The following is a 14,313-nucleotide window of genomic DNA, read 5'->3' on the forward strand; positions in this document are numbered from 1 at the left end:
CTACAGGGAGCGTGGGCGGTTAGTCGGTCAGCTTTTCGGCCAGTGCTTTAACGCGGGCCAGGTCGCCCTTGGCCACTTTGGTCACGCCGGTGCCGTACTCCGGATCAGCCTTGTAGAGGAACGACAGGATGATGTGCTTGCTCTCGTCATCGGTGGTGGCCAGGGAGCCGCCGAAGTTGTCGATCAAGTCCTGGCGTTCTTTCTTGTTGAACGAGCGGTACAGGTCGCCGGCCTGCTTGAAGTTCTGCTCACGCTGGATCTTCGCTTGCTGGGTACTGCCCGACAGGGCCGACTGGCTGTACCGCGCGGTTTGCGGCTCTTCCCGTGGCAGCAGGCGGCTTGGCTGGTAGTTCACGCCAGTGGTGGTCTTGCCGAAATTCATCGCGCCGTCCTGGTTACCGTTGTTGACGGTCACCCGGGGTGCGTTGATCGGCAGTTGCAGGGCGTTTGGCCCCAGGCGGTACATTTGCGTATCGGCATAGGAGAACACCCGGCCTTGCAGCAGGCGGTCTTCCGACGGCTCGATGCCCGGCACCAGGTTGGCCGGCGCCATGGCGACTTGCTCGGTTTCCTGGAAGACGTTGGCCGGGTTGCGGTTCAGCACCATCTGCCCGACTTTGCGCTCCGGCACGTCCGGCCAGATCTTGGTGGCATCCAACGGGTCGAAATCAAACTTGGCCAGGTCTTCCGGTTTCAGCACTTGCACATACAGGTCCCACTTGGGGAAGTCGCCCTTATTGATGTGCGTGACCAAATCATTGGTCATATGGCTGTAGTCACGGCCCTGTACTTCAGTCACTTGTTTAGGATCGAGGTTCTTGATGCCTTGCAGGCTCTTCCAGTGGAACTTGACGTAGTGCACTTCGCCCTTGGCGTTAATCAACTTGTAGGCATGTACACCGTTACCGTCCATTTCCCGGTAACTGGCTGGAGTGCCGGAGTCCGAGTACAACTCGGTTAACGTACGAGTGGACTCCGGAACATGGGAGAAGAAGTCAAAGCGACGGGAGTCATCGTCCAGGTTAGTGCGCGGATCTGGTTTAAAGGCGTGAACCATGTCCGGAAACTTGATCGCATCGCGAATAAAGAATGTCGGGAAGTTATTACCGACCAGGTCCCAATTACCTTCGGCGGTGTAGAACTTGGTGGCGAAGCCGCGCGGGTCACGCAGGGTTTCCGGCGAATGGTTGCCGTGAACGACCGCAGAGAAGCGCACAAATACCGGCGTGGCTTCGCCGGCGGCAAACACCTTGGCCTTGGTCAGGTCGCTGAGGTTATCGGTGACGGTGAAAGTACCGTGAGCGCCGGTGCCACGGGCGTGCACAACGCGCTCCGGAATACGCTCGCGATCAAAGCGCTGCAACTTCTGGATCAGTTGCACGTCTTGCAACAGGACCGGGCCATTCGCACCGGCGGTTTGCGAGTTCTGATTGTCACCGACCGCCGCGCCATTATCGCGCGTGAGGTTGGCGGCGTGTACGGACAGCGAAAGAAGACTGGCGCTCACTGCAAACAGCACCTGTCGCGCAGAAATAGGCCCGCGGCTAATAGGGTTTTTCATCGAGGTATCCTCTGGTTTTTTTAGTGCACATTGAGTTGTGCTTGCCAGAGGCTAGTGACCCGCGAGTCAGAAGATAAATAGAAAAGCCGTACCACCCCGATAAAGAAAATAGTGTGGTAACCCACTGAAATAGCGGGTATTCCGCGCGCGATTGGTGGCACTTTGCAAACTATTTGCGATTTAATGTGTCGATAAAAACGGACACTGTTAGCAGTTGTGTCGAGCAAGCCTCGCCACACTGTCTTACACTGGCTTCTACCTCCTCATCTGTAACAAGGAATAACCTATGGGCGTGTTAAGTGAGTTCAAGGCCTTCGCGGTCAAAGGTAATGTGGTCGACATGGCGGTCGGTATTATCATCGGCGCCGCCTTCGGCAAAATTGTTTCATCCTTTGTAGGCGACGTGGTGATGCCACCTATCGGCCTGTTGATCGGGGGTGTCGACTTCGGCGACCTGGCCGTAACGCTTAAAGCCGCCCAGGGCGATGCGCCGGCCGTCGTACTGGCGTACGGCAAGTTCATCCAGAGCGTGATCGACTTTGTGATCGTTGCGTTTGCGATCTTCATGGGCGTGAAGGCCATCAACCGCCTGAAGCGTGAAGAGGCCGTGGCACCTAGCCTGCCGCCGGTCCCGACCAAGGAAGAAGTGCTGCTGGGGGAGATCCGCGATCTGCTCAAGGCACAGAACAGCAAGCCCGAGTAAGCTCGGCAAAAAGTAAAGGCGCCTGCAGGGCGCCTTTGTTTTACCAGTAGTTTTCTACCGCGACCTGCCCCGGACGGCGGGTCAGGCTCAGTTGCATGTCGCGCTGTTTCAGCAACTGACGCGTGTCGTCGATCATCTGCGGGTTACCGCAAATCATCACCCTGGAATGCTCGGGGGTCAGCTCGATGCCTGCGGCGCGCTCCAATTCGCCGTTCTCGATCAGGGTGGTAATCCGCCCATTCAGCGCGCCCGGATGTTGCTCGCGGGTGACAATGGGAATGTAGGTGAGCTTGTGGGCGTATTCTGCCAGGTACTCACGTTCGCCCAGTTCATGGATCAACGACTGGTAAGCCAGCTCCCTTGCTTCGCGGGCACTATAGACGAGGATAATCCGCTCGAATTTCTCCCACACTTCGAAGTCCTGCAGGATCGAGAGAAACGGCGCAATACCGGTCCCGGTGCCCAGCAGCCACAGATCGCGACCATCCACAAACCGGTCCAGGGTCAGAAAGCCCGTGGCCTGGCGTTCTACCAGCAGGGTATCGCCTTCCCGCAGGCGGCTCAGCTCACTGGTGAACTCACCGCCCGGCACCACGATGGAAAAGAAGTCCAGGTATTCATCAAAGGGCGAGGACACCACCGAATAAGCACGCCACACAATGCCGCCATCGGCCTTGGTCACCCCAAGACGCACGAATTGTCCGGCGCGAAAACGAAAACCAGGGTCTCGGGTAGTGCGCAGGGTAAACAGGCTGGGAGTCAGCGATTTCACGTCGAGCAGGGTCTGGCGGGTGTATTTTTCAGCACTGGCCGTCATGGGAAACTCCATTTGCAGAGGCCCCTAGTGTCCCCCAAAGCGCCGCCTGGAAACACCGATGGTTTGTGCTGGCATTGCCGCTGCCCATTGTGGCAACCGCTGGGCGGTACTAAATATTTGGCTATTAGTCGCCTTCCAACAAGCCATTAGATGAGGGAGTGCAACTAAATATTAACAAGGCGCATTTAGAGCAAGTTCTTAAAACTAATGGAAAAAAATCTTATCGAACGCCTGAAACCTGTACACCGTAGCCAGGTTGTACAAATGTTATTGGCCTAACGCCCGCTTGAACATAACCAAATTTTTATTTCGAGCTGTAGCCGTTGTCCTACACTATTTTTTCACGTTGTAACCGGGGGCCTTGGAAGTACCCCATGTAAAAACCGTTCGCATGGAGAGTTACCGATGGTCAACTGGCACAACACTCGCCTGCCCAAACTCGAAGGGGAAAGCGAAATAACCAGTATGTACGAAGCTGCCCTCAACCTTACCTACGAGCTTGGCTTCCAATACTGCGCATTCACCCTTAGTTCCCATCTACCCAACAACCAAACGAAAACTATCAACCTCAACAACTATTCCAATGAATGGAATACGCTGTACAGACAAGAGCACTACTTTGATCTCGACCCTGTGGTTGCGCATTGCAAACGCTCGGTTCTACCGATCGTATGGGACGAGAAAACCTTTTCTTCGGTACCGGACTTATGGGCCCATGCCCAGTCCAACGGACTGAATTTCGGATGGACCCAATCGGTTCATGACTTCCAGGGTGTTTTCAGCATGTTGAGCCTGGGGCGTGCCACCGGCCCAGTGGGCCCTGAAGAACTCTATGAAAAAGCCGGGCAAGTGCTCTGGATTTGCCACGCCATGCACGCGGTGGTGGCCAAAAAATACGCAGACAATCCCAGCCCGCAAGCGCCCAGCAAATTGACCCCGCGGGAAACCGAAATCCTGCAATGGTCGGCCTTGGGCAAGACCGCCTCGGACATCGCCACCATCCTGTGCCTGTCCGAACGCACGGTCGGCTTCCATATCAGCAGTGCGATGAAGAAACTGGGGGTCAGTAACAAGATTGCCGCAGTGATCACGGCAGTCAAATGCGGGTTGTTTTAAACACCGCATGTAATCCAGGGGAAAAAAACGTAACATTTGCGGCCAGTTCCGGGTGATGACGCGAGCCCCTGATGCGCCTCGCGTCGCCGCTCACCCCGATGGTTCGCTTACCCAGAGTCTCCCCCGCCATGCCCCTGCTCGACAGCCCCTTCGCCCAACTCGACCTGATCCGTCAGCCAGAACAGCACAACGACCCGCTGCAAGCGTTTGATGCAGCCGATGAGTATTTGCTCAGCTACCTAGCGGAACAACAGCTGACGACGCCGACCCGCGTACTCGTGCTCAACGACAGTTTCGGCGCGCTGGCGGCCAGCCTCGAAGGGCATGTGCAGGTCACCTCCAGTGGTGACTCGTTCCTCGGCGCCCTGGGCCTGGAGAAAAACCTGGCGCGCAACGGCAAGGCTTTCGACGCGGTAACGTTCCTGCCCGCCAGCCAGACACCTGCCGGGCCGTTCGACTGCGTACTGATCCGCGTGCCGAAAACCCTGGCCCTGCTCGAAGAACAATTGATTCGCCTGCAAGGTCAACTGGCACCCGGCGCCGAAGTGATTGCCGGGGCGATGGTCAAGCACCTGCCACGGGCTGCCGGCGAACTGCTGGAGCGCTATGTCGGCCCGATGCACGCCTCACTGGCGGTAAAAAAGGCCCGATTGCTGATCGCCACCCTGGCCGATCGGCCACACGCCGTATCGCCCTACCCTACGCGCTACAGCCTGGAAACCCCGGCCATCGAACTGCTCAACCACGCCAACGTGTTCTGCCGCGAAGGCCTGGATATCGGCACCCGGGCCTTCCTGCCGCACCTGCCACAAAACCTGGGCGGCGCCCGCGTAGCCGACCTGGGTTGCGGTAATGGCGTCCTGGCGATTGCCAGCGCGCTGCAAAACCCCGAGGCGCAGTACACGCTGGTCGACGAGTCTTATATGGCGGTGCAATCGGCGGCCGAGAACTGGCGTGCGGCGCTGGGCGAACGTGACGTGCTGATTCGCCCCGGCGACGGCCTGGCCGATCAGGAACCGCAATCACTGGACGTGGTGCTGTGCAACCCGCCGTTCCACCAGCAGCAAGTGGTGGGTGACTTCCTCGCCTGGCGCATGTTCCAGCAGGCGCGGGAAGCGTTGGTGGTGGGCGGCGCCCTGTACATCGTCGGTAACCGTCACTTGGGTTATCACACCAAGTTGGCGCGGTTGTTCCGTGGCGTCGAGCAAGTGGCGACCACGCCGAAGTTCGTGGTCCTCAAGGCGCGCAAATAAAAAAGCCCTCCATGAAGGAGGGCAATAGTTACAACGGGATGTCAGTGGGTGGTCAGGCCCGCGGCATTCATGAACATGCGCATCAGGCTGGCCACCACGAACAGGGCCAGGACGCTGCCGGTCCAGATCATCGCCAGCCAGCCCAGGCGCTGCCAGAGCGGCTTTTTCTCGGCCTGTTCGATGTCGTGCAACGAAGGTTTGCCGGACATGAGTCAATCCTCCTAGTGATAACCGTCTTCGTGGGTGACCTTGCCGCGGAACACGTAGTAGCTCCAGAAGGTGTAGCCCAGGATGAACGGAATGATGAACAAGGTGCCCACCAGCATGAAGCCCTGGCTTTGCGGCGGTGCGGCGGCGTCCCAGATCGAAACTGACGGCGGGATGATGTTCGGCCACAGGCTGATCCCCAAGCCACTGTAGCCAAGGAAGATCAGCACCAGTGTCAGCAGGAACGGCGTGTAGTGCGCATTGCGGGCCACGGCGCGAATCAGGCCGTACATGGTCACCAACACCAGGATCGGCACCGGCAGGAACCAGAACAGGTTCGGCAGGGTGAACCAGCGCGAGGCGATTTCCGGGTGGGCCAGCGGCGTCCAGAGGCTGACGATACCGATCACCGCCAGCACCACGAAGGCCAGGGGCCGGGCCAAGTTGTGCATCTTCTCCTGCAAGCTGCCTTCGGTCTTCATGATCAGCCAGGTGCAGCCCAGCAGCGCATACGCCACGATCAGGGCCACGCCGCAGAACATCGTGAACGGCGTCAGCCAGTCCAGGGAGCCACCGGCAAACTGCCGGTCGACCACCGGGATGCCATCAATGAACGCCCCCAGCGCCACGCCCTGGAAGAACGTCGCTGCCAGCGAGCCGCCGATGAAGGCCTTGTCCCACAGGTGACGCTTGTCGTCCTTGGCCTTGAAGCGGAACTCAAACGCCACGCCGCGAAAGATCAGCCCGATCAGCATCAGCATCAGTGGCAGGTACAGCGCCGAGAGCACTACCGAATAGGCCAGCGGGAACGCGCCAAACAACGCCGCGCCGCCGAGTACCAGCCAGGTTTCGTTGCCGTCCCACACGGGGGCGACGGTGTTCATCATCACGTCACGGTCGGTCTTGCCCGGGATGAACGGGAAGAGAATGCCGATCCCCAGGTCAAAGCCATCCATGACCACGTACATCATGATGCCGAAGATGATGATCACGGCCCAGATCAGCGGAAGATCAATACCCATGGCTCAGTTCCCCTTGTTCAAGGTGTCGCCGTGATCGGCATCGGCACTGTCATCAGCCGCCGACAACGGACGGGCCGGTGTGCGTTTCTGCCCAGGGCCACCGTGGGTGGGCTCGGTGCTTTCGTGGGTCACAGGCCCTTTGCGCACCAGGCGCATCATGTAGCCCAGGCCCGCGCCAAACAGCGCGAAGTACACCACCACAAACAACACCAACGTAATGCTCATCTGCGCAAAACTGTGGTTGGACGAGGCGTCTGCCGTGCGCATCAGCCCGTAGACCACCCACGGCTGACGGCCGATCTCGGTGGTGAACCAGCCGGCGAGAATCGCGATCAGGCCGGACGGGCCCATCCACAGCGCCAGGTACAGGAACGGCTTGGACGTGTACATCTTGTCGCCACGGCGCAGCCAGAGGCTGAACAGGCCGGTGAAGATCATCAGGAAGCCCAGGCCCACCATGACCCGGAACGACCAGAACACGATGGTCGAATTCGGACGATCCTCAGGCGGGAACTCCTTGAGGGCCGGCACCTGCTTGTCCAGGGAGTGGGTCAGGATCAGGCTGCCCAGGTATGGGATTTCCACCGCGAACTTGGTTTTTTCAGCCTTCATGTCCGGCCAGCCGAACAGGATCAGCGGCGTGGGCTCGTTGCCGATATTTTCCCAGTGGCCTTCAATCGCGGCGATCTTCGCCGGTTGATGCTTGAGGGTATTCAGGCCGTGGAAGTCACCGATGACCGCCTGGATCGGCGCAACGATCAGCGCCATCCACATTGCCATCGACAGCATGGTGCGGATCGCCGGGTTGTCCTTGCCGCGCAGCAAGTGCCAGGCCGCCGAGGAGCCGACGAAGAACGCGGTAGCGACGAACGCGGCCGTGGCCATGTGCATCAGGCGGTAGGGGAACGACGGGTTGAAGATCACGGCCAGCCAGTCGGTGGGAATCACCCGGCCATCAATGATTTCAAAGCCCTGTGGCGTCTGCATCCAGCTGTTGGAGGCAAGAATCCAGAAAGTCGAGATCAGCGTGCCGACGGCCACCATCACCGTGGCAAAGAAGTGCAGCTTGCGCCCGACCTTGTTCCAGCCGAACAGCATGACCCCAAGGAAGCCGGCTTCGAGGAAGAACGCCGTGAGCACCTCATAAGTCAGCAACGGCCCGGTGACGGCACCGGCGAAGTCCGAGAAGCGGCTCCAGTTGGTGCCGAACTGATAGGCCATGACCAGGCCGGAGACCACGCCCATGCCGAAGTTGACGGCAAAGATCTTCGACCAGAAATGGTAGAGGTCACGGTAGGTGTCGTTGTGGGTCTTGAGCCACAGGCCTTCCAGCACCGCAAGGTAACTGGCCAGGCCGATGGTGATGGCCGGGAACAGGATATGGAATGAGATGGTGAACGCGAATTGAATTCGGGCGAGATCTAGCGCCTCCAAACCGAACATAAGTCTTCCTCTGTCAGGTAATACCGAATGCTGGCTGGAGGCCTGCACCCACTGCCCCCACGGATATGGAGTGTGGCGAATTCAAATTCGTTTCTTTTTATAACCAACCACGCAGGGATTCTGGCCTTGCGACCGCCAGAGCAATCCCGGCGAAGGTTTTGATCTGGATCAAGCATTGCTGAAAGAGTAGTCCCATTTTCGCGAGAGCAAGGCGTGGTCTTTTGCCGCGTGACAGGTTGCCTCAGTGGTCACTGGGTGTTGTCTTTGGTGAGATTGGGCGTGTTTTGGGTGTATATCCGTTATTTGGGTGATGGCTGGTATTGGTTCCGCTCTTACAGCGGCTCACTTTTGAAAAGCGCAAAAGTAAGCAAAACGCTCTTGCCCCACCACTCGGCTCCTCGCCTAGGCTCGGAGTGCCCTCACGCAGGCTTTGGACCGTGGGCCGCCGTCATGGGCCATCCTTGGCCCAGGACGGCTAACCTGGCGTCCTGCCAGGTTACCCACGCTCCAAAGCCTGCGTTCGGCCAGCGTGGTTTAACGGGGCGCCTAAGATCAAAATCAAGATCAAAAGCAAAAGCACAGCGGCCTCCCGGCCGGCTTGAGTGTTGAAGAGCAGAATCAAAAGCTAAAGCGGGCACAGTCCAAATGTGGGAGCGGGCTTGCTCGCGAAGGTCGTTAACGATGACGTGGGCATTCTGGATGAACGCGGCGCCCTCAGGCTTTTCGCGAGCAAGCCCGCTCCCACAGAAAAGCAGCTCTGTTTTCGCTCTGGTCTTTGCTTTTGCTTTTAACACTCAAGCCGGCCGGTAGGCCGCTGTGCTCTGCTTTTGATCTGCTTTTGATTTTGATCTGCGGGCCCCGTCAACCACGATGGCCGCAAGTAGGCACGGTGGAGCGGGTAAATCGGCAAGGATGCCGATTTAGCCGCGCCGGGCCATGGATGGCCCGTCGCGGCGGCCCGCGGAATCGGGCCGGAGTGCGGGCATGCCGAGCCTAAGCGAGGCACCGAGTGGTGGGGCAAAGACCTTTTGGTTACTTTTGGGGCGTTTGCCAAAAGTGACCCGCTGTAAGAGCGGAACCATAAGTGGCCGTTACCGAAGAAACGGATATGTACTCAGCCAGACTGAACATATCTCATACCCCCCAACCCACCACGCAACTATTGGTTACAAGTTGGTGATAACCTCACCGTTCCCCCACCCAGACCCGTCTCCCCGATGCCCAGTGAACCCGCGCTGCTGTTACGTCACCACCGCCCTTTCATCGCGTTCTGGCTGGCGCGGATCTTCACCGCCAGCGGTTTCCAGATGCTCACCGTGGCCATCGGCTGGAACCTCTACCAACTGACCGGCAACGTGCTGGACCTGGGTTTGGTCGGCCTGGTGGAGTTCGTACCGCGGGTCCTGTTCATGCTGCACACCGGCCATGTGGCCGACCGCTATGAACGGCGCAAGGTCGCAGCCATCTGCCAGACCGTTCAAGCGTTGATCGCGCTATCCCTGGCAATCGGCGGACTGACCGGCAATGTCACCCGCGAGATGATTTTTATCCTGGCATTCCTGCTGGGCGCAGCCCGCTCGTTTGAAATGCCCACCACCCAGGCCCTGCTGCCGAGCATCGTGCCCACTGCACTGTTTCCCCGCGCCGTGGCGTCGTCGCAGTCGGCGCAGCAATTGGCCACCATCGTGGCGCCGGCGCTGGGCGGTCTGCTGTACGCCTTTGGCAGTGTCTGGGTCTACGGCCCCACGGTGGTGCTGTACCTGATCGCCTGCGTGCTGACCCTCAACCTGCCCGCGCGCCAGACGCCGCTGAACAAGGCCAAGGCGACCATGGATTCGTTGCTGGCCGGGATTCGTTTTATCCGCAGTCGGCCGGACATCCTCGGCGCGATTTCCCTGGACCTGTTCGCCGTATTGCTGGGCGGCGCCACGGCCTTGCTGCCGGTGTTCGCCAAGGACATTTTACTGACCGGGCCGTGGGGCCTTGGGCTGCTGCGCTCGGCGCCAGCGGTCGGGGCGTTGTTGATGTCGTTGTGGCTGGCGCGGTTTGCCGTCGACCGGCATGTGGGGCGGATCATGTTTACGGCGGTCGGGGTGTTTGGCGTAGCCACCATCGCGTTCGGCCTGTCTACCTCGTTCTGGTTCTCCCTGGCGGTGCTGGTGGTATTGGGCGCAGCGGACATGATCAGCATGGTGATCCGCGCCTCGTTCGTGCAACTGGAAACCCCGGACGAAATGCGCGGCCGGGTAAGCGCGGTCAACGGGCTGTTTATCGGCGCGTCGAATCAGTTGGGCGAGTTCGAGTCCGGGATCACCGCCCACTGGTTCGGCACCGTGCCCGCCGTGGTCATGGGCGGCATCGGCACGCTGGTGGTGACCGGGGTCTGGATCAAACTGTTCCCGACCCTGGCCAACCGCGACCGCATGCATGTGCCGGTGGAAGAACCCGCCAAGGTTTAGAAGACCTTGTCGAGGGTGACGGGAAAGTCCCGCACCCGCTTGCCGGTGGCGTGATACACCGCGTTGGCCACCGCCGCCGCAACCCCGACTATCCCGATCTCGCCGACGCCCTTGGAACCAAGGGCGTTGACGATCTCGTCGTGTTCTTCGACAAACAGCACATCAATCTCGCCGATATCCGCGTTTACCGGAATGTGGTATTCGGCCAGGCTGTGGTTCATGGAGCGACCCAATGCGTGATCGACCTGGGTCTCCTCATGCAACGCCATGCCGATGCCCCAGACCACACCGCCGAGAATCTGGCTACGGGCCATCTTCGGATTGACCACCCGCCCGGCCGCAATCGCACTGACCACCCGGCTGACCTTGATGGTGCCCAGGTCCTCATCCACCCGCACTTCGACAAACACCGCCGAATGCGTGGCAGAGGCATAGCCTTCGCGCTGTTTGCCCGGCTCGCAATCCACCTGCACTTCCAGCGCCTGCTCGCCGCTGTCTTGCACCAATTGCGCCAGGGAGATGCGCTGGTCACCGGCGTGCATCTGGCCGTTCTCAAACCGCGCCGACTCAGCGTCTTTGAACGCCGGGTACGTCTTGCGCGCAATGTCCAACAGCTTGGCGTTCAACGCTTCACAGGCCTGTTGCACCGCGCTGCCCACCGACGACACGGTAAACGAGCCGCCCTGCAACGGCGCCGTCGGCAGCGATGAATCCCCCAGCAGGAACGTCACATCGCCTACCGGCACGCCGCTGGCCTGGGCGGCGATCTGCGCCATGACCGTGTAAGTGCCGGTGCCGATATCGGTGGTGGCACTGCTGACCGTGAGCTTGCCGAGGTGGTCGATGCGTGCCTTGGCGCTCGCCTTCATTTGCAGGGCCTCCCACACGCCACCGGCCATGCCCCAACCGATCAGTTGGCGACCATCGCGCATGCTTCGCGGCTCCGGGTTGCGCTGGCTCCAGCCAAAACGCTCGGCACCTTCGCTGTAGCATTCGCGCAACGCTTTGCTGGACCAGGGCTTGTCTTCGTTCTGATTGCGCTCGGCATAGTTGATCAGCCGCAATTGCACCGGGTCGATGCCCAGGGCGCAGGCCAGTTCATCCATCGCGCATTCCAGGCCGATCACCCCCAGCGCTGCGCCGGGGGCGCGCATGTCCAGCGGTGTGAACACGTCCAGCGGCACCAGCTTGTAGGTCAGCAGCACGTTATCGCAGTGATAAAGCATGCCGCTCCATTCCACCACGTGTTCGCTGAAGTCCTCGAAGCGCGAGGTCTGGCCGATGGCGGTGTGGCCCAGGGCAAGCAAGCGGCCATTGGCGGCAGCACCCAGTTGCAGGCGCTGCAAGGTGCGCGGGCGATAACCGAAGGTGAACATCTGCTGGCGCGTGAGGGTGACGCGCACCGAACGCTTCAGGGCCAGCGATGCCATCACTGCCAGCGGCAACTGGTACTGCGGGCGCAGACCGGAACCAAAGGCGCCGCCGACGAACGCGGCGAAGATCCGCACCTGGCTTTTATCCAGGCCGAAGACTTTCTGCACATAGGCCTGGCAGTTCTGCGGCCCCTGGGTCTTGTCGTGGATATGCAGGGTGCCGTCCGGCTGATACAGCACGGTACTGGCGTGGGGTTCCATGGGGTTATGGTGTTCGATGGGCGTGCTGTAGTGCAGGTCCAGGCTCGTGGCGGCGCCGGTCCATTCGGCCTGGAAGTTGCCGCGCGGCTTGGGCGGTGTTTGCGGCGACGGGTGCGCCTGCTCCTGCAAGGCCAGCAGATCGGTCTCGGCAGGCTCGGCGGCGTATTCAATCTGCACCAGGGAACCGGCGTGGCGCGCCAGCTCCAGGTTGTCGGCAATCACCAATGCCAACGGCTGGCCGCTGTAGAGCACGCGGTCGTTGTACAGCGGGCGAAACGGCGAGCCGTCGGCAGCATCGGCATCGGCGTAGCTGTCGTCGTAGCTGGCCAGTTTCGGGCGGTTGAGGTGATCAAGCACCATCACCACACCGGGTAACGCCAGGGCTTGGGACGCATCAATGCGGATGACCCGGCCCTTGGCGATGTTGCTCGACACCACGCTGCCGTGCAGCAAGCCATCCTCGGGAAACTCACCGGCATAGCGCGCTTGCCCGGTGACCTTGAGCAGACCGTCGACCCGGTCCAACGGTTTGCCGATTGCGCTCATGACGTGGCTCCTGCAACAGCGGCATCGCTCAGGGCGCGAATGATCGCGCGGCGTGCCAGTTTGATCTTGAAACCGTTGTGCTCCAACGGCTCGGCGTCCAGCAGCAGGGTTTCAGCGGCAGTGCTGAAGGTTTCGCGGCTGACGGACTGGCCGATCAGCGCGGCTTCCACCGCGCGATCACGCCATGGCTTGTGGGCGACGCCGCCCAGGGCCAGGCGGGCGTCGACGATCACATCGCCATCCAGCTCCAGCGCCGCCGCGACGGATATCAGGGCGAAGGCGTAGGAAGCCCGGTCACGGATTTTAAGATAGTGACTGTGGGCAGCCAGGTGGTCGGCAGGCAACTCGATGGCGGTGATCAGTTCGTCGTCGGCCAACTGGTTATCCCGCTGGGGTGCATCGCCCGGCAGCCGGTGAAAGTCGGCGAACTCGATGACCCGCGCACCACCCCGGCCCTGCACATGCACCCGCGCATCCAGGGCGGCCAGGGCCACGCACATGTCCGAAGGATGGGTGGCGACGCACTGGTCGCTGGCGCCGAGGATCGCGTGGATGCGGTTCAAACCGACCCGCGCCGGGCAGCCACTGCCGGGCTCGCGTTTATTGCAGGGCACGGCGGCGTCATAGAAGTAGTAGCAACGGGTGCGTTGCAGCAGGTTGCCGCCGGTACTGGCCATATTGCGCAATTGCGGCGAGGCGCCGGCGAGGATGGCCTGGGACAGCAGCGGGTAACGTTCCTCGATCAGCGGGTGCCAGGCCAGGTCGGCGTTGCTCACCAGGGCACCGATCATCAAGCCGCCCTCGGGAGTTTCTTCCACGTCGCGAAGTGGCAGCCCGGTGATATCAATCAGGTGCTCCGGGCGGCTGATGTTCTCTTTCATCAGGTCCAGCAGGTTGGTGCCACCGGCGATAAACCGCGACGCCGGGCTGACCAGGTGCACCGCCTCCTGCACGTCGGCCGGCTTGCTGTAATGGAAGGGATTCATTGCTCACCTCCCTGCACGCGGCACGCCGGCAAGGCTTCTTCGATGGCATCGCGGATGTTGTTGTAGGCGCCGCAGCGGCAAAGGTTGCCGCTCATCAGTTCCTGGATCTGTGCGGTGTCGTGGGCGCGGCCTTCACGGGCCAGGCCCACCGCCGAGCAGATTTGCCCCGGCGTGCAGTAGCCACACTGGAAGGCATCGTGCTTGATAAAGGCCTGTTGCATCGGGTGCAGGTCGTCGCCCGAGGCCAGGCCTTCGATGGTGGTCAACTCGGCACCGTCGCACATCACCGCCAGGGTCAGGCAGGCGTTCACCCGCTTACCGTTGAGCAACACGGTGCAGGCACCGCACTGGCCGTGGTCGCAGCCCTTCTTGGTGCCCGTCAGGTCCAGTTGCTCGCGCAGCAGGTCCAGCAGGGTGGTCCAGGGCAATACATCCAGTTGAATGGGGTCCCGATTGAGGGTCAGGCGTATCGGATGACTGACGAACGGCTTGGCCGCCGCGCCATTGGGGGTTGCGCTCATAAACACCTCACGGATTGGTGTGCAATCGCGGCGTTCTGGGAAGTC

The 14,313-nt window shown here is 60.7% G+C and carries 12 protein-coding genes; 4 read left to right on the forward strand and 8 right to left on the reverse strand.

Going from position 1 to position 14,313, the window contains the following annotated elements:
• Positions 1–19: 19 nt before the first annotated feature.
• A complete protein-coding gene (katB, locus tag V6607_RS28740) occupies positions 20–1,561 on the reverse strand; it encodes a catalase KatB (RefSeq protein ID WP_003215817.1) in 1,542 nt (513 codons plus the stop codon).
• 286 nt (positions 1,562–1,847) lie between these two features.
• Here katB and mscL point away from each other — a divergent pair, with 286 nt between their 5' ends.
• Positions 1,848–2,264: a large-conductance mechanosensitive channel protein MscL gene (gene mscL / locus V6607_RS28745; RefSeq protein WP_003215816.1), complete on the forward strand. Its 417-nt coding sequence runs from the start codon at positions 1,848–1,850 to the stop codon at positions 2,262–2,264.
• 40 nt (positions 2,265–2,304) lie between these two features.
• Here the strand turns inward: mscL and V6607_RS28750 are convergent, their stop codons facing one another.
• Positions 2,305–3,081, reverse strand: a complete 777-nt coding sequence (locus V6607_RS28750) for a ferredoxin--NADP reductase (protein ID WP_087695254.1) — start codon at positions 3,079–3,081, stop codon at positions 2,305–2,307.
• Positions 3,082–3,486: 405 nt separating this feature from the next.
• Between V6607_RS28750 and V6607_RS28755 the strand changes: the two genes are divergently transcribed.
• Positions 3,487–4,197 (forward strand): LuxR family transcriptional regulator, encoded by a 711-nt coding sequence (locus V6607_RS28755; protein ID WP_003215813.1) that lies wholly within the window; start codon positions 3,487–3,489, stop codon positions 4,195–4,197.
• 128 nt (positions 4,198–4,325) lie between these two features.
• Positions 4,326–5,450 carry a methyltransferase gene (locus V6607_RS28760; RefSeq protein WP_338742267.1) on the forward strand — a complete coding sequence of 375 codons (1,125 nt, stop codon included), beginning with the start codon at positions 4,326–4,328 and terminating at the stop codon, positions 5,448–5,450.
• Between the two features lie 41 nt (positions 5,451–5,491).
• On the opposite strand, the gene V6607_RS28765 is transcribed toward V6607_RS28760, so the two are convergent.
• From V6607_RS28765 to V6607_RS28775, 3 genes are read right to left on the reverse strand one after another with little or no spacing between them, the layout of a single operon-like run.
• The gene (locus V6607_RS28765; RefSeq protein ID WP_003215809.1) at positions 5,492–5,659 is read right to left on the reverse strand and encodes a DUF2474 domain-containing protein; all 168 of its coding nucleotides are present in this window, start codon (positions 5,657–5,659) and stop codon (positions 5,492–5,494) included.
• A 12-nt stretch (positions 5,660–5,671) separates the two neighbouring features.
• Entirely contained in the window at positions 5,672–6,679 is a 1,008-nt protein-coding gene (gene cydB / locus V6607_RS28770) for a cytochrome d ubiquinol oxidase subunit II (RefSeq protein ID WP_008432810.1), read from the reverse strand.
• A 3-nt stretch (positions 6,680–6,682) separates the two neighbouring features.
• A complete protein-coding gene (locus V6607_RS28775) occupies positions 6,683–8,122 on the reverse strand; it encodes a cytochrome ubiquinol oxidase subunit I (protein ID WP_008432808.1) in 1,440 nt (479 codons plus the stop codon).
• A 1,217-nt stretch (positions 8,123–9,339) separates the two neighbouring features.
• On the opposite strand from V6607_RS28775, the gene V6607_RS28780 reads away from it, so the two are divergent.
• A complete protein-coding gene (locus V6607_RS28780; protein WP_063026986.1) occupies positions 9,340–10,581 on the forward strand; it encodes an MFS transporter in 1,242 nt (413 codons plus the stop codon).
• Here V6607_RS28780 and V6607_RS28785 read toward each other — a convergent pair.
• The 3 genes from V6607_RS28785 to V6607_RS28795 are packed head-to-tail and all read right to left on the reverse strand — an operon-like array spanning position 10,578 to position 14,268.
• Positions 10,578–12,761 (reverse strand): xanthine dehydrogenase family protein molybdopterin-binding subunit, encoded by a 2,184-nt coding sequence (locus V6607_RS28785; RefSeq protein ID WP_008436635.1) that lies wholly within the window; start codon positions 12,759–12,761, stop codon positions 10,578–10,580. The two genes, V6607_RS28780 and V6607_RS28785, sit on opposite strands and share 4 nt — an antisense overlap.
• Complete coding sequence (locus V6607_RS28790) at positions 12,758–13,747, reverse strand: xanthine dehydrogenase family protein subunit M (RefSeq protein WP_003215563.1); 990 nt, start codon at positions 13,745–13,747, stop codon at positions 12,758–12,760. Before V6607_RS28790 ends, V6607_RS28785 begins: the two co-directional genes overlap by 4 nt.
• Complete coding sequence (locus tag V6607_RS28795; RefSeq protein WP_003215562.1) at positions 13,744–14,268, reverse strand: (2Fe-2S)-binding protein; 525 nt, start codon at positions 14,266–14,268, stop codon at positions 13,744–13,746. Before V6607_RS28795 ends, V6607_RS28790 begins: the two co-directional genes overlap by 4 nt.
• Positions 14,269–14,313: the final 45 nt, after the last annotated feature.

The sequence above is a fragment of the Pseudomonas sp. KK18 genome (assembly GCF_037094675.1).
Classification (GTDB): Bacteria; Pseudomonadota; Gammaproteobacteria; order Pseudomonadales; family Pseudomonadaceae; genus Aquipseudomonas.